The sequence below is a fragment of the Microbacterium sp. CCNWLW41 genome (assembly GCF_037083505.1).
This window is the reverse complement of record NZ_JBAOJP010000002.1, coordinates 760356-774266: the sequence shown is the minus strand read 5'-3', so window position 1 is coordinate 774266 and position 13911 is coordinate 760356. Positions and strand designations below refer to the sequence as shown.

Genomic DNA, 13911 nt, shown 5'->3' with positions numbered 1-13911 from the left:
CTTTCTCATCATTGAGCGGAGGAGCGAACGGGCAGACGCAAACCAAACGCTTGCTTGATTCAAACACATGTCAGTATTCCGGGCAAGACCGAACGGTCACTTGCTTGTGCGCGGTGATACGGTCGGGCGATGACCCCCACCGAACCGGATCCCCCTGCCCGCCCCGAACGACACGGCGTCGCCGTCGTCACCGGGGGCGGCGGCGGCATCGGCCAGGCCGTGGCGCGACGCCTCGCGGCGGACGGCCTGACCGTCTGCGTCACGCACCGCAGCGCCGCCCCGACCGATCTCCTCGACGAGCTCGGCCCGCGCGCCGTCGCGCACCGCCTGGACGTCCGCGACGCGGAGGGTGCCGCCGTGCTCGCCGAGACCCTCGTCGCCGAGCACGGCGGCGTGCACACGGTCGTGCACGCCGCGGGGCCGCACGTGCCGATGAAGCATCTCTCCACGGTCACGGTGGAGCAGTTCGCGACACAGGTCGACGAGGACCTCGTCGGGTTCTTCTCGATCGCCCGCGCCTTCCTGCCCGCGCTGCGCGCATCGGCCGGATCGCTGACGGCGGTCACAAGCGCCGCGACCCGCCGGTACCCCGTGCGGGACGGGCTGTCCGCCGCCCCCAAGGGCGGCGTCGAGGCGCTCGCCCGCGGACTCGCCGCGGAGGAGGGGCGGTACGGCGTGCGCGTGAACTGCGTGGGACCCGGCATGCTCTGGGACGGGATGTCCGCACGGCTGATGGCCTCCGGGGATCTCGACGAACGCGCCCTCGAGGTCGCCCGCGGGAACATCCCGCTCCGCCGCTTCGGCACGGCCGCCGACATCGCCGAGGCGGTGGCGTTCCTCGCCTCGCCGGCCGCGGGGTTCATCACCGGCCAGAAGCTCGACGTCGACGGCGGCTTCGGAGTCTGAGCCCGCACCGCCGGGCACGCGTTTCGTCTCGTCGCTGCGCTCCTCGCTCAACGACCGAGACCCACCGGTCGTTGAGCGACACGTCGACTCGCTGCGCTCGCTCAGTGCAGGTCTCCGCGAGACGAAACGCCCCGGCCTCACGCCATGCCCTGCAGGCGCTCCAGCAGCCAGTCGATCCGCTCGGCCTCGTCACGGTAGAACCGGTCGGACCACTCCAGCGCGAGCGAGGAGAACCGCCACGACGGCTCGCGCAGCGCGCCCTCCGCATGCGCCGCCGCGCGGCCCGCCCGCACCAGCGCCTCGTCGCGGTACGCGACGAGGGCCCGGCGAAGGCCGTCGAGGTCGCCGTTGTGGGCGGCCCACAGGCGGAGGATGTGGGAGTGCTTGAGCACCACGGGGTCGGCGGGAACGGCGTCGGCCCAGTGCGCGATGCGTTCGCGCCCCGCCTCGGTGATCTCGTACAGCCGCCGGGACTTGGCCGCGTGCGTCTGCTCGACCCGGGAGACGGCGAGCCCCAGCCGTTCCAGTCGGCGCAGCTCGGTGTAGATCTGGCTCTGCGACGGCGCCCAGTAGAAGAAGGCCAGGCTCTGATCCGCCCAGCGCTTCACGTCGTATCCGGACAGCTCCGTCCCGAACGACAGGATCCCGAGCACCGCCCAGGTCGTCGCCGGGAGGTCCGTGTCGTCCTCGTCGATCGCCATCGCCGCCCCTCTGGAAAGATATGACTAAATGTACTATGACTGTTAGTCATATTGCCGTGACACCCCGTCATGAGCCCAGCTGATCGAAGGAGATCGGGATGGACGAGACGCGACGGCTGCTCGCCCTGCTGAACGAGACGTTCCCGGATGTGGCCGCCCTTCCGCCGCTCGAGGCGCGCGCCGCGGTCGACGCGCGGATCCGTCCACCCGGCAACCTGGACGACGTGGCGGACGCCGAGGACCACCGCCTCGAGGTCGGGGGCCACGGCCTCCCCGTGCGCCTGTACCGACCGCACCCGGAGGATGCGATCGCGGGGGTCCCGACCACCGTCTACGCCCACGGCGGCGGCTTCCTGCACGGATCCATCGAAGGACACGACGGCTGGTGCCGCACCTGGGCGCGACGCACGGGCGGCCCCGTCGTCTCCGTCGGATACCGCAAGGCCCCCGAGCATCGGGCGCCCGCCGCGTGGGAGGACATGGTCGCCGCCGTGCGCTGGACCGTGCAGCGCGGGCACGGCGCGCACGGTATCCTGGTGGCCGGCGACAGCTCGGGCGGGAACCTCGCCGCCGGCGCGGCGGTCGCCCTCCGCGGAGATGCTGCGGTGCGCGTGCGCGGGCAGGTGCTGCTGTATCCGTTCCTGGACCCGACGATGTCCTCCGAGACGTACCGGACCCGCGCAGACGGGTACTTCGTCACGGCGGCGATCCTGGCCGCGTACTGGCGGCACTACCTCGGGGCGGATCCGGCCGATCGTGCGACGCGGGACCGCGCCGCCGCCGACCCGCGCATCGCCCCCGGCGCCGCGGATCTCCGAGGGGTCGCACCCGCGATCGTGGTCACGGCCGGGCTCGACCCCCTGCACGGCGAGGGCGCCGCCTACGCCGAGCAGCTACGCGGGGCCGGCGGCGTGGTGCTCCACCGGCACCATCCCGACCAGTTCCACGGCTTCCTCACGATCCCCGGATACGGCCCGGCTCGCGCCGCCGCGGACATGCTGTGGGCCGACATCCGCTCCCTCTTCGCCCCGCACCGACAGGAGCACGCATGATCTCCACGCACGACCTCGTCGTCGTCGGGGCCGGGTTCGCCGGTCTCTACACGACGGTGCACGCTCGCCGCCGCGGACTCGACGTGATCGGCCTCGAAGCGGCGGACGACGTCGGCGGCACGTGGTTCTGGAACCGCTACCCGGGCGCGCGCTGCGACGTCGAGAGCATCGACTACTCCTACTCATTCGACGACGACCTCCAGCGCGACTGGCGCTGGAGCGAGCGCTATGCGACGCAGCCCGAGATCCTCCGCTACCTGAACCACGTCGCCGACCGGTTCGACATCCGGCGGCACTACCGCTTCGGGGAGCGTGTCATCGAGGCCGTCTGGGACGACCCGGACCAGCGCTGGACCCTGCGCACCGGCTCCGGGCTCGAGGTGCGGGCGCGGTGGGTGGTGATGGCGAGCGGCTGCCTGTCGCAGCCCCTGCTGCCGGACATCCCGGGACGGGACACCTTCGCTGGGCGTGTGCTCCAGACATCGTCCTGGCCGACGGAACCGGTCGATCTCCGGGGCCTCCGCGTCGGCGTGATCGGAACCGGCTCCTCGGGCATCCAGGCGGTGCCGATCATCGCCGAACAGGCCGTCGAGCTCGTCGTCTACCAGCGGACGGCCAACTACAGCGTGCCGGCGTTCAACCGACCGATCGACGACGACGAATGGGCACGTCAGCAGGAGGGGCTCGCCCATCGCCGCGCGGTCTCGTGGCACAGCCCGGCAGGGTCCCCCTGGTCGTCGCACCCCGTGCCGTTCGCGGACGCCTCCGAGGATGAGCGCGAGCAGGTGTTCGAGGAGAGCTGGACGCGCGGCGGCGTGCTCTTCGCCAAGGCCTTCGCCGGAGTGACGACGGACCCCGTCGTCAACGACGCGGCCCGGGACTTCTTCGAGCGCAAGCTCGCCGCCACGGTGTCCGATCCCGACGTCCTCGCCGACCTCACGCCGACCGGTCACCCCCTCGGCACCAAACGCATCTGCACGGACAGCGGCTACTACGAGACCTTCGCGCTGCCGCACGTCGACCTCGTGAACCTCCGCAGGGATCCGATCACGGGGATCGAGCCGAGCGGCATCCGGACCGCGTCGGGCCTGCGCGAGCTGGACGTCATCGTCTTCGCGACGGGATTCGACGCGATGACAGGCGCCCTCACGGCGATCGACATCCGCGGGCGGGAGGGACGCGTCCTGCGGGAGGATTGGACCCGGTTCCCGGTGACCCATCTCGGCATCGGGCTGCCCGGCTACCCGAACCTGTTCCCCCTGAACGGGCCGGGCACGCCCAGCGTCCTGGCCAACATGGCTCTGACCTCGGAGCAGCAGGGCGAGTACGCGCTGCGACTCATCGACCATTGCCTCGCGCACGGTTACACGTCGGCCGAGGCGCGCGAGGACGCGGCGCAGGCGTGGACGGAGGAGACCGCCCGGGTCGCGGCCGGCACGCTGTTCGCCGGCGCGGACTCGTGGTACACCGGCGCGAACATCGAGGGCAAGGCGCGCGGCTTCCTCCCGTACATCGGCGGATTCCGCCGCTACATCGAGCACGCCGAGGAGGTCGCCGCCGAGGGCTACCGCGGCTTCGTGCTGTCCCGGCGCTGACCGCGGCGTTCCGGTATGGCGCCTCCGGACGGATGGGGCTAGGGTGCAGAGCAAACAAATGCTTGGTCGAGGAGGATCATCATGAGCACGCCCGATCTCGGGTTCACCCCCGGCGACGTCCTGCTGATCACCGGCGCCGGAAGCGGCATCGGCCGCGCCACGGCCCTGCACGCGGCCCGGCTCGGGCTGTCCGTGAGCCTGTGGGACCTGGTCCCCGCGGGCCTGGAGGAGACCGCGGCCACAGTGCGCGATGCCGGCGGCACCGTGCACACCTGGGTCGCCGACGTGGGCGACGACGAGGCGGTACGGGCCGGCTTCGCCGACGCGCGCGCCGCGCTCGGCGGGATCCGGTACCTGCACAACAACGCCGGCCCCGCCTCCAGCAGCGCTCTGCCCTTCGACCAGGCGCTCGCGGTGTGCATCGGCAGCGTGCGCCGGATGACCGACGCCTGGGCCGACGATCTCCCGGCCGGGGACGCGCTCCCCGCGATGGTGGCCACCACCTCGGTCGCCGGGAATCTCGTCGGCACCGACAACGCCTGGTACTCCGCGTCGAAGGCAGGGATCATGGGCTACGTGCGTCATCTCGCGGCGCATCGCGCCGACGCGTTCCGCGCCAACGGCGTCGCGCCCGGGATGACGGACACGCCGCGTCTCGCCGGGTTCGCCGCAAGCCCGCTGGGCCGGCAGGTGCTGGAGCGGATCCCGCTGCACCGGATGGCCTCCCCGTCCGACATCGCGTGGGCGACGCTGTTCCTGCTCTCGCCGCTCGCGGGATACGTCAACGGCGTCCTCCTGCCCGTCGACGGCGGCTGGACCGTGACCCAATGACGACTCCGGCGCGCACCGACGCCCCGGCACCGCCCGCCCGCCCCGCGCTGCACAGCCACGTGGTGCGCCTCAGCTACGCGGACACCGACCCCGCCGGCATCCTCTACTACGCGGCCTGGTTCCCGAAGATGGAGGCCGTGCAGACGGAGTTCCTCTTCCTGCAGGGGCTCCGTCAGGACGAGCTGAAGGAGCGCTACGGGTGGTGGACCGTCTCCCGCGCCACGCAGTGCGAGTACCTGGCCGCAGCGCGGCTGCTCGACCGGATCCGCATCGATCTGCGGGTGGGCGACGTCGGAACGTCCTCCTTCCGCTTCACCCACGAGATGACCCGTGTGGACGACGGCGTCGTCGTGGCGAGGGCGTCGAACACCCTCGTGACCGTCTCGCCCGACCAGAGCACCATCCGCATCCCGGACCTGCTCCGCGAGCGCCTCACGGCGTGGGCCGCGGGGCCCGCATGAGCACGGACCCCGCGCTCCTGCGCACGGTCGCCGACCGACAGGAGATCATGCTGCTCCTCGGGCGGATCGCCCAGCTCGCCGATCACGGCGATGTGGAGGACTACCTCGACTGCTTCACGGCGGACGCGGTGTGGGACCTCGTCCACGCCACGGGGCTGCCGCTGGAGGCGGGACCCATCTCCGGACGCGAGGCGCTGCGCGAGGGCGTCCGGGAGCGCCGTGCCGCGGGGATCCAGGGACCGGGGAGCGCCACGCGACACGACGTCTCGACGATCACCGTCGAGGTCTCCGGCGACACCGCCCGCAGTCGCGCCTACTTCCGCTACTACCGGGAGACGGACGCGACGCCCGTGCTGACGGCGATGGGCGGCTACGACGACGAGCTCGTCCGGACGCCCGCGGGCTGGCGGGTCCGTCGGCGGGTCATCCGCCGGGAGTGATCCCGTACCGGGCGAACAGCTCGTCGGCTCGTCCGCTCCGCACGAGGTCGCGGTGCATCTGGGTCTGCTGCAGGGCCGAGTGCAGGGAGAAGTCGGTCAGCGCGTCCCACCCCGCGGTCCAGGTCAGACGCCGGGCGTACTGCCAGATCGGCGCGTCGCCGAGCTCGTCCGCGACGGCCGCCACCTCCGCGGTGCGCCGGAGATGATGCGCGGCGATCTGGCGGCGACGCGATCCGAGGCCGGTGAACCGGTACTCGTGCCCGGGAAGCACCTCGAAGTCGTCGAACTCGGCGAGCCGCTCCAGCGAGGACAGCAGATCGCCGAGCGGCTCGTCACCGGGGAGGGAGCCGATGCCGACCCCGGAGTTGATCTGCGGCAGGACGTGATCGCCCGTGAACAGCAGACGAGCGGCCCGGTCCGCCAGACAGACGTGCCCGCCGGTATGCCCGGGCGTCGCCACGACCTCCAGGACGCGGCCCGCCAGCCGCAGCTCGTCGCCGTCCGCCACGAGCAGGTCGGGTTCGGTGTCCTCCACGAGCGAGGGCCGGTCGAAGCCCGCCAGGAGCTCCGCGCGCCGCCCGCCGGGGACTCCCCATTCCTCCAGGCGACTCCGGTACTCGACCTCGTCCGAGGCCGACGGATGCGTCTGACGGGCCAGGACGCGGCGCTCGTTCCCGGAGAGGACCAGCGCCGCGCCGCTCTCCCGCCGGATGCCGTCCGCAGCCCCGAGGTGGTCCGGATGGAAGTGCGTCACGACGACCGTCCGCACGTCCGCGATGCGCCGACCGCGCGCGAGGAGGGCCCGTTCGAGAGTGTCCCGCGTCCGCTCCCCGCCCCAGCCGGGATCGATCAGGTGGACGCCGTCCTCGCCGATCAGCGCATAGCTGAGCGTGGCGGGGATCCCGCCCCCGGGGATCGGCACGGGGATCGCCCACACGCCGTCCGCGACCTCCTCGACCGGGGCGGACTCCCGCCGCCTCCAGGCCTCCGCCTGCGCGGGGCTCGTCACGACGATCGGGTCCTGCGGGGGTGCGGACGGTGCGGACATGCGCCCACCCTAGCAACCGCTTGGTGCCGCGCGATAGGCTCACCCTACAAAGCGCTTGTTCGAGAGGCAGGGCATGGCCGGTTCCGCACACGGACGATCCGCGCGGCTGACCATCGGCGTCCTGGCGCTGACCGGGATGATCGCCTCGCTCCAGTTCACCCTGCTCATGCCGGCGCTGCCGCTCGTCCCGGCCGAGCTCGGCGTCCCCGCCGAGGACGCCGTCTGGCTGGTGACGATCACGCTGCTCACCGGGACTCTGGGCACCCCGGTCCTCACCCGGCTCGGGGACCTCTACGGCCGCCGCCGGATGCTGCTGCTGTCGGTCGGCCTGCTCGTCGTCGGCTCGGTCGTCGCCGCCTCCGTGCCGAGTTTCACGGCCGTGCTGATCGGCCGGGCGCTCCAGGGGACGGCGAACGCCGCGATCCCCCTCGGGATCGGGCTCATGGCGGCGCTCCTCGACCGGACCAGGGCGGTGCTGGGGATCGCCCTGATGAGCGGCACGCTGGGCATCGGGTCCGCTCTGGGTCTGGTGCTGTCCGGAGTCCTCACCGCCGCCGGCGGGCTTCCCGCGATCTTCTGGTTCTCCGCCGTGGCCGGCGTGGTCGTGGGCGGGCTCATCGCCATGACGACACGGGAGAGCCCCCGGGGCGGCCCGCAGCGCTTCGACGTGCTCGGCACCGCGCTGCTCGCCGTCGCGCTCACCGCTCTCCTCCTGCTCATCTCCAAGGGAACGTCGTGGGGCCTGACGAGCGCCGCCGGAATCGTCTGCGCCGTCGTCGCCGTCCTCGGCTTCGCGATCTGGTTCCCCTGGGAGTGGCGGCATCCCCGCCCCGTGGTCGACGTGCGCGCCGCCCTGCGCGCCCCGGTGCTGCAGATCAACATCGCCTCCTTCTTCGCCACGTTCGGCATGTTCGCGAACCATCTGCTCACCATGCAGGAGGCGCTGGGACCGGTCGAGACGAGGATGGGGCTCGGCCTGCCGGAGGTCGTCGCGGGGGCGGTGCTCGCGCCGTCGGCGGTGCTGATGATCCTGCTCGCGCCCGCCGCCGCCCGCGCGCTGTCCCGGTTCGGGGGGCGAGCGACGCTGTGCGGAGGATGCGCCGTGATGGCGGCCGCGTTCCTCTTCCGCGCCGTCGCGCACGGCGACGTGGTGCTCGTCGTCCTCGGTTCCGGTCTCGTCGGCGCGGGGATCGCGTTCGCGTTCGCCGCGATGCCCGCGCTCATCACCGAGGCGTCCCCCGCCGCGGACGTGGCCGCCGCGAACGGCGTGAACTCGCTCGTGCGCGCCCTGTCCGGCGCCGTGGCCAGCGCGGCGTTCGCGTTCGCGCTGGTGTCCTGGCCCGCGACCGCCGACCCCGACTTCCTGTCCGACACGGGCCTCACCGCCTCCCTGATCACGGTCGCGGGCTTCTCGGCCGCCGCCGGCGCCCTCGCCCTGGTCGTGCCGCGGCGCGGAGCGGCCGGGACGCGACGGTAGCGTAGGACCCGTGAGCCGTCGCCCGCTGCCCATCGATCCGCTCGCCGAGGCGAAGCGGCAGTGGCTGGCGCACGGGTGGCACGACGCCGCCGACGGCATGTCGGTGGTGATCTCGGTCATGCGGGCCCAGCAGCTCCTGCAGGCGCGGGTCGACCAGACCCTGCGCCCCTTCGGACTGAGCTTCGCGCGCTACGAGGTGCTGCGCCTGCTCGCGTTCAGCCGGGAGGGGCACCTGCCGCTGTCGAGCGTCGTCGCCCGGCTCCAGGTGCACGCGACGAGCATGTCGAGCACCGCGGATCGCCTGGTGCGCGACGGGCTCATCCGCCGCGAGCCCCACCCGCACGACGGACGCGCGGCGATGCTCGCCCTCACCGAGGCGGGGCGGGCCGTCGTGGAGCAGGCGACCTCCGCGCTCAACGCGGAGGTCTTCCGCGCGCCGGGGCTGTCCGCCGCGGACGCCGCCGACCTCGTCGCGATCGTCGCGCGCCTGCGCAAGGGCGCCGGCGACTTCGCCGACCCCCGACCGCAGCCGGATCCGCTCTGATGCCCTCCTTCGTGCTCGAACGCGACATCGCGGCGCCCGTCGCCCTCGTGTTCGGGCTGTCTCTCGACGCCGACGTGCACGTCGAGTCCATGTCCCGCCACCGGGAGCGGATCGTCGGCACCGCACCGGCCGAGCAGCTCGGCGAGGGCGACGAGATCACCTGGAGCGCGCGGCACTTCGGGATCCGCTTCCGGATGACCTCCCTCGTCCACGACGTCGACGAGCCCCACGGCTTCATCGACCACCAGGTGCGCGGCCCCTTCGCCGAGTTCCGCCACCGGCACGCGTTCACGGCGATCCCCGGGGGAACCCGCATGCGGGACGAGATCCGCTTCCGCTCGCCGTTCGGAGTGCTCGGCCGGCTCGTCGACGCGACGCTCATGGGCCGCCACCTCGAGCGGCTGATCCGGGAGCGCAACGACGTGCTCGAGCGGCGCGCGCTCGCCCTGTCGCCCGGGCTCGACGCGCCGTAGGCTGACGCGCATGAGCGAACTCCGACTCCGCACGGTCCTCGAGCCCATGGGCCCTGCCGGCGCGATCGTGCTCACCGACGAGCAGGTGGCGGCGCTGGGCGACGCCAAGGCGTTCCCCGTCACCGTGACGATCGGCGACCGCACCGCGCGGCTGCGCCTGGCCCGGATGGGCGGGAAGAACCTCATCGGCTTCAGCAAGGCGGTGCGCGCCGAGCTGGGCGTCGAACTCGGCGACGAGCTCGACGCCGTGATCGTCCAGGACACCGCGGAGCGCACGGTCGACGTCCCGGGTCCTCTCGCGGACGCCCTCGCCGAGGCCGGTCTGGCGGCGTCCTTCGACGGGCTCTCCTACACCCGCCGCAAGGAGATGGCGCGGGCGGTGGACGAGGCCAAGCAGGATGCGACCAGGGAGCGGCGCATCGCGAAGATCCTCACCGAGCTCCGCGACGCCTGACCGAGCGGTCCCGCGGGTCCCGCGGCCTGCGCCGCGTCGGATCCGGTCAGTCGCCCTCGTAGACGTAACGGTCGAACCGGGCCGGGATGTTCATCCGCTGCCAGGCCAGCTCCTCGTCGCGACGCGCACGATCGTGGGGGAACGCCTTCGCCGTGTGCCGCGGGACCTGGCGGCTGTGACCGGCCATGTGCGCCACCGCCACGGCCTGCCCGCACACCCGGGCGGCGGCCCCGGCCGCCGGATCCTCGGCCTCGCGAGCTGCGGCGTGACACGCGAAGGCACGCTCGCGCACGGCCTCGATGTCGAGCTCGCCGCGAAGGAACGCCCACGCGGCGTCCAGCGCCTCCTGCGGACGACGATCGTCCGGACGCTCCGCGACGAACAGGGGCAGCAGCCGCTCGGCGCACGCCACCGTCCAGGCGACGAGCTCCCGGCGATCGTCCTCGGACAGGGTCAGGTCGGTGTCGTCCGGGATCGCCAGGGCGCCGAGCCCGCCGGTCTCGATGCGGATCTCCTCGTCTGCGGACGGGGAGGCGGAGGGCGTCGACGCGTTCATCGGTGCTGGAACTCCGGGGGGCGCTTCTCCCGGAAGGCGGCCATGCCCTCCTTCTGGTCCGCGGTGTCGAACAGCGCGGCGAACGCCTGCTTCTCGAACGCGAGCCCGTCCGCGAGGGTCGTCTCCATCGCCTGATCCAGCGCCGCCTTCGCCGCGTACACCGAGGGCAGCGACTTGGAGGCGATCGTCGTCGCGAGCTTCTCGGCCTCGGCGACGAGGTCGGCGGCCGGAACCACTCGGGAGACGAGGCCGGACCGCTCAGCCTCCGCGGCGTCCATGAGACGGCCGGACAGGACGAGCTCGGCCGCCTTGTAGTACCCGACCGCGCGGATCAGCCGCTGGGTGCCGCCCATCCCCGGGATCACGCCGAGGTTGATCTCCGGCTGGCCGAACCGCGCGGTGTCGGCCGCGAGGATGATGTCGCACATCATCGCCAGCTCGCAGCCGCCGCCCAGCGCATAGCCGGAGACCGCGGCGATGACGGGGGTGCGCACGGCGGCGAAGTCGCGCCAGACGCCGAAGTGGTCCGTGGCCGTCATCTCGGCCGCCGACATCGACTCCATCTCCTTGATGTCGGCGCCGGCGGCGAACGCCTTCTCGGAGCCCGTGACGACGATGGCCCCGATCCCCTCGTCCTCATCGAAGGCGACGGCCGCGGCGGTGACCTCCGCGGCGATCCGGGAGTTCAGCGCGTTGAGCGCCTCGGGGCGATGGAGGGTGATCCATCCGACGCGTCCTCGCTGTTCGACGATGATCGTCTCGTACTCGGTCATGTCTCTCCCCTCCGTCGCGGCGCTGCAACCCTTCCAGTATCACCGATGCTCCGGACACCCTCTCCCGCCCCACGGGATTCCCCTCCCCCTCCCGTCCCATCCCCGTCCGGGTCCCACCCCCTCCCGTCCCTCCCCTCCGGGTCCCGCCCCCTCCGGGTCCCGCCCCTCCCGATCTGCACACCTTGTCCCGATCTGCACAGGGAAAGCCGAAATTGCTGTGCAGATCGGGTTCGGATGTGCAGATCGGGACGGAGGTTGGGGTCGCGGGCGGGGATTGGGGTCCGGGACGGGGGATTGGGGTCCGGGTGGGGGTGGGGGTCCGGGACGGGGGATTGGGGTCCGGGTGGGGGTGGGGGTTCGGGATGGGGATTGGGGCCGGGGACGGGGATTGGGGTGGGGATTGGGGACGGGGGTTCGGGATGGGGATTGGGGCCGGGGACGGGGATTGGGGTGGGGATTGGGGCCGGGGATGGGGGGTCAGGGGGTCGGGACGGGAGGGGCCGAGGCGTCGCGGATGTCGGTGATGATGCCGGAGAAGTCTCGGCCCGCCCCCTCCCCCGCGGCGAAGGCGGCGTAGATCTCCTGCGCCAGACGGCCCAGCCGCGCGTCGGTGCCCGTCGCCTCGATCGCCTGCAGCGCGAGTCCCAGGTCCTTGGCCATCAGCGCACCGGCGAAGCCCGGCTGATAGTCGCGGTTCGCCGGGCTCGACGGCACGGGTCCGGGGACGGGACAGTTCGTGCTCAGCGCCCAGCACTGCCCCGACGCCTGCGACACGACGTCGTAGAGCACCTGGTGCTCCAGCCCGAGCCGCTCGGCGAGGACGAAGGCCTCTCCGACGACGATCTGCGACACCGCGAGGATCATGTTGTTGCACACCTTCGCGGCCTGTCCGAGCCCCGGCCCGCCGCAGTGCACGATCCGCTTCCCCATGGCCTCCAACAGCGGCAGCGCCGCCGCGAAGTCCTCGTCGGATCCGCCGACCATGAACGCGAGCGTGCCGTTCTCCGCGCCGACCACTCCTCCGGACACCGGGGCGTCGATGTTGCGGTGCCCCGCCGCCACGGCCCTCTCGTGAGCGGTCTGCGCCTCGTCCACCGCGATCGTGGAGGAGTCGATGAACAGCGTCCCCGGAGGCGCGGCGGCGAGGAGCCCGCCGTCGTACGCCTCGATCACGTGCCGGCCGCTGGGGAACATCGTCAGCACCACGTCCGCGCCGGAGGCCGCCTCCGTGCCGGACGCCGCGACCGCGATGCCCGCCGCCCGCGCCGCCTCGACCGCCGCGGCCACGACGTCGAACCCGATCACGTCGTGGCCCGCCGCGACGAGGTTCCTCGCCATCGGCAGGCCCATGTGCCCGAGGCCCAGGAATGCGATCTTCATCGTCCGCTCCTTCCGCGCGCCCCGACGGGCGCTCACACGCCCTTGAGGACGTCGCGCCCGACGATCAGGCGCATGATCTCGTTCGTGCCCTCCAGGATCTGGTGCACGCGGAGGTCCCGCACCACCTTCTCGATCCCGTAGTCCTGAAGGTAGCCGTAGCCGCCGTGCAGCTGGAGGGCACGGTTGGCCACGTCGAAACCCGCGTCGGTCGCGAAGCGCTTCGCCATGGCGCACCGGGCGGCCGCGTCCGGGGCGCCGGCGTCCACCGCCTCGGCCGCGTCCCTGACCATCAGACGCGCGGCGTGCAGCTCCGTGCGCATGTCGGCGAGGGCGAAGACGATCGACTGCTTCTCGGCGAGCGCCTCGCCGAACGTGAAGCGCTCGTGCACGTAGCGCGTCGCCCGGTCCAGGGCCCACTGCGCGCCGCCGATCGAGCACGCGGCGATGTTCAGCCGTCCGCCGTTGAGGGCCGACATCGCGATCGCGAAGCCGCGACCCTCCTCGCCGAGCACGTTCTGTGCCGGGACCCGCACCTCGTCCAGGATCACCTGCCGGGTCGGCTGCGCATGCCAGCCCATCTTCTTCTCCGGCGCGCCGAAGCTCAGCCGCGGAGCGTCGGCCGGCACGAGGAAGGCGGTGATCCCCTTCGCGCCCGGCTCCCCCGTGCGCGCCATCACGACGTAGACGGCCGCCTCGCCCGCACCGGAGATGAACTGCTTCACCCCGGTCAGCACGTAGTCGTCGCCGTCGCGGATGGCGCTCGTCGCGATCGCCGCGGCGTCGGATCCCGCGCCCGGCTCGGTCAGGCAGTAGCCGCCGAACGCCTGCATGCTGGTCAGCGACGGCAGCCACCGGGCCCGCTGCGCCTCCGTGCCGTAGCCGTCGATCATCCCGACGACCATGTTGTGGATCGAGATGTACGCCGCCACGGCCGGATCCCCCTCGGCGAGCGCCTCGAAGATCGCCACGGTGTCGACGCGGGAGAGCCCCGTGCCGCCGGACTCCTCACGGACGTAGATGCCGCCGAGGCCGAGCTCCCCCGCGCGGTGCAGGCTCTCGCGCGGGAAGAGGTGCTTCTCGTCCCGCTCCGCGGCGAACGGCTCCAGCTCCGTGGCGGCGAAGTCGCGGACGGCATCGAGGATCGCCTCGCGCTCCTCGGCGGTCGTGGTGGTGACCATGGTCATCGGTGTCTCCTCGTGGGGTCGTGCTCGTGGCGCGGA

The 13911-nt window shown here is 72.6% G+C and carries 16 protein-coding genes; 10 read left to right on the top strand and 6 right to left on the bottom strand.

Features of this window, described 5'->3' with window-relative positions; genetic code table 11:
* The first annotated feature begins 129 nt into the window (after positions 1 to 129).
* Positions 130 to 906, top strand: a complete 777-nt coding sequence (locus V6R91_RS11450; RefSeq protein WP_336395498.1) for an SDR family NAD(P)-dependent oxidoreductase — start codon at positions 130 to 132, stop codon at positions 904 to 906.
* 137 nt (positions 907 to 1043) lie between these two features.
* Here the strand turns inward: V6R91_RS11450 and V6R91_RS11445 are convergent, their stop codons facing one another.
* A complete protein-coding gene (locus V6R91_RS11445) occupies positions 1044 to 1607 on the bottom strand; it encodes a PadR family transcriptional regulator (protein WP_219086952.1) in 564 nt (187 codons plus the stop codon).
* Between the two features lie 98 nt (positions 1608 to 1705).
* Between V6R91_RS11445 and V6R91_RS11440 the strand changes: the two genes are divergently transcribed.
* The 5 genes from V6R91_RS11440 to V6R91_RS11420 all read left to right on the top strand — a co-directional run bounded on the left by V6R91_RS11440 (position 1706) and on the right by V6R91_RS11420 (position 5986).
* Entirely contained in the window at positions 1706 to 2659 is a 954-nt protein-coding gene (locus tag V6R91_RS11440) for an alpha/beta hydrolase (RefSeq protein ID WP_336395497.1), read from the top strand.
* Entirely contained in the window at positions 2656 to 4254 is a 1599-nt protein-coding gene (locus tag V6R91_RS11435) for a flavin-containing monooxygenase (protein WP_231819801.1), read from the top strand. Before V6R91_RS11440 ends, V6R91_RS11435 begins: the two co-directional genes overlap by 4 nt.
* An 81-nt stretch (positions 4255 to 4335) precedes the next feature.
* Positions 4336 to 5085 carry an SDR family NAD(P)-dependent oxidoreductase gene (locus tag V6R91_RS11430; RefSeq protein WP_067242486.1) on the top strand — a complete coding sequence of 250 codons (750 nt, stop codon included), beginning with the start codon at positions 4336 to 4338 and terminating at the stop codon, positions 5083 to 5085.
* Entirely contained in the window at positions 5082 to 5546 is a 465-nt protein-coding gene (locus V6R91_RS11425) for an acyl-CoA thioesterase (protein WP_336395496.1), read from the top strand. Before V6R91_RS11430 ends, V6R91_RS11425 begins: the two co-directional genes overlap by 4 nt.
* Complete coding sequence (locus V6R91_RS11420) at positions 5543 to 5986, top strand: nuclear transport factor 2 family protein (protein WP_157517845.1); 444 nt, start codon at positions 5543 to 5545, stop codon at positions 5984 to 5986. The genes V6R91_RS11425 and V6R91_RS11420 overlap by 4 nt, the downstream gene beginning before the upstream one ends.
* On the opposite strand, the gene V6R91_RS11415 is transcribed toward V6R91_RS11420, so the two are convergent.
* Complete coding sequence (locus V6R91_RS11415) at positions 5970 to 7034, bottom strand: MBL fold metallo-hydrolase (RefSeq protein ID WP_336395495.1); 1065 nt, start codon at positions 7032 to 7034, stop codon at positions 5970 to 5972. The genes V6R91_RS11420 and V6R91_RS11415 overlap by 17 nt on opposite strands.
* A 73-nt stretch (positions 7035 to 7107) precedes the next feature.
* Between V6R91_RS11415 and V6R91_RS11410 the strand changes: the two genes are divergently transcribed.
* The 4 genes from V6R91_RS11410 to V6R91_RS11395 are packed head-to-tail and all read left to right on the top strand — an operon-like array spanning position 7108 to position 9982.
* Entirely contained in the window at positions 7108 to 8511 is a 1404-nt protein-coding gene (locus V6R91_RS11410) for an MFS transporter (RefSeq protein WP_336395494.1), read from the top strand.
* 10 nt (positions 8512 to 8521) lie between these two features.
* Positions 8522 to 9055 carry a MarR family winged helix-turn-helix transcriptional regulator gene (locus tag V6R91_RS11405; protein ID WP_336395493.1) on the top strand — a complete coding sequence of 178 codons (534 nt, stop codon included), beginning with the start codon at positions 8522 to 8524 and terminating at the stop codon, positions 9053 to 9055.
* Entirely contained in the window at positions 9055 to 9528 is a 474-nt protein-coding gene (locus tag V6R91_RS11400; RefSeq protein ID WP_067242506.1) for an SRPBCC family protein, read from the top strand. Before V6R91_RS11405 ends, V6R91_RS11400 begins: the two co-directional genes overlap by 1 nt.
* Before the next feature lie 10 nt (positions 9529 to 9538).
* Entirely contained in the window at positions 9539 to 9982 is a 444-nt protein-coding gene (locus V6R91_RS11395) for a YdeI/OmpD-associated family protein (protein WP_067242509.1), read from the top strand.
* A 46-nt stretch (positions 9983 to 10028) separates the two neighbouring features.
* Here V6R91_RS11395 and V6R91_RS11390 read toward each other — a convergent pair whose 3' ends face one another.
* The 4 genes from V6R91_RS11390 to V6R91_RS11375 all read right to left on the bottom strand — a co-directional run bounded on the left by V6R91_RS11390 (position 10029) and on the right by V6R91_RS11375 (position 13875).
* Positions 10029 to 10538, bottom strand: a complete 510-nt coding sequence (locus V6R91_RS11390) for a putative immunity protein (RefSeq protein WP_067242513.1) — start codon at positions 10536 to 10538, stop codon at positions 10029 to 10031.
* Positions 10535 to 11311 (bottom strand): enoyl-CoA hydratase-related protein, encoded by a 777-nt coding sequence (locus V6R91_RS11385; protein WP_271059520.1) that lies wholly within the window; start codon positions 11309 to 11311, stop codon positions 10535 to 10537. Before V6R91_RS11385 ends, V6R91_RS11390 begins: the two co-directional genes overlap by 4 nt.
* Positions 11312 to 11788: 477 nt before the next feature.
* Positions 11789 to 12727, bottom strand: coding sequence for a 3-hydroxyisobutyrate dehydrogenase (gene mmsB, locus V6R91_RS11380; RefSeq protein ID WP_378820599.1), 939 nt, complete (start codon positions 12725 to 12727; stop codon positions 11789 to 11791).
* Positions 12724 to 13875, bottom strand: a complete 1152-nt coding sequence (locus V6R91_RS11375; RefSeq protein ID WP_336395491.1) for an acyl-CoA dehydrogenase family protein — start codon at positions 13873 to 13875, stop codon at positions 12724 to 12726. The genes mmsB and V6R91_RS11375 overlap by 4 nt, the downstream gene beginning before the upstream one ends.
* Between the last annotated feature and the right edge of the window lie 36 nt (positions 13876 to 13911).

Excerpts from the sequence above, each read along its gene's own strand:
- V6R91_RS11430 (WP_067242486.1), top strand. The coding sequence starts at position 4,336 with ATGAGCACGCCCGATCTCGGGTTCACCCCCGGCGACGTCCTGCTGATC.
- V6R91_RS11400 (WP_067242506.1), top strand. The coding sequence starts at position 9,055 with ATGCCCTCCTTCGTGCTCGAACGCGACATCGCGGCGCCCGTCGCCCTC.
- V6R91_RS11390 (WP_067242513.1), bottom strand. The coding sequence starts at position 10,538 with ATGAACGCGTCGACGCCCTCCGCCTCCCCGTCCGCAGACGAGGAGATC.
- V6R91_RS11435 (WP_231819801.1), top strand. The coding sequence starts at position 2,656 with ATGATCTCCACGCACGACCTCGTCGTCGTCGGGGCCGGGTTCGCCGGT.
- V6R91_RS11395 (WP_067242509.1), top strand. The coding sequence starts at position 9,539 with ATGAGCGAACTCCGACTCCGCACGGTCCTCGAGCCCATGGGCCCTGCC.
- V6R91_RS11385 (WP_271059520.1), bottom strand. The coding sequence starts at position 11,311 with ATGACCGAGTACGAGACGATCATCGTCGAACAGCGAGGACGCGTCGGA.
- V6R91_RS11375 (WP_336395491.1), bottom strand. The coding sequence starts at position 13,875 with ATGACCATGGTCACCACCACGACCGCCGAGGAGCGCGAGGCGATCCTC.
- V6R91_RS11410 (WP_336395494.1), top strand. The coding sequence starts at position 7,108 with ATGGCCGGTTCCGCACACGGACGATCCGCGCGGCTGACCATCGGCGTC.
- V6R91_RS11445 (WP_219086952.1), bottom strand. The coding sequence starts at position 1,607 with ATGGCGATCGACGAGGACGACACGGACCTCCCGGCGACGACCTGGGCG.
- V6R91_RS11440 (WP_336395497.1), top strand. The coding sequence starts at position 1,706 with ATGGACGAGACGCGACGGCTGCTCGCCCTGCTGAACGAGACGTTCCCG.
- V6R91_RS11425 (WP_336395496.1), top strand. The coding sequence starts at position 5,082 with ATGACGACTCCGGCGCGCACCGACGCCCCGGCACCGCCCGCCCGCCCC.
- V6R91_RS11450 (WP_336395498.1), top strand. The coding sequence starts at position 130 with ATGACCCCCACCGAACCGGATCCCCCTGCCCGCCCCGAACGACACGGC.
- V6R91_RS11420 (WP_157517845.1), top strand. The coding sequence starts at position 5,543 with ATGAGCACGGACCCCGCGCTCCTGCGCACGGTCGCCGACCGACAGGAG.
- V6R91_RS11415 (WP_336395495.1), bottom strand. The coding sequence starts at position 7,034 with ATGTCCGCACCGTCCGCACCCCCGCAGGACCCGATCGTCGTGACGAGC.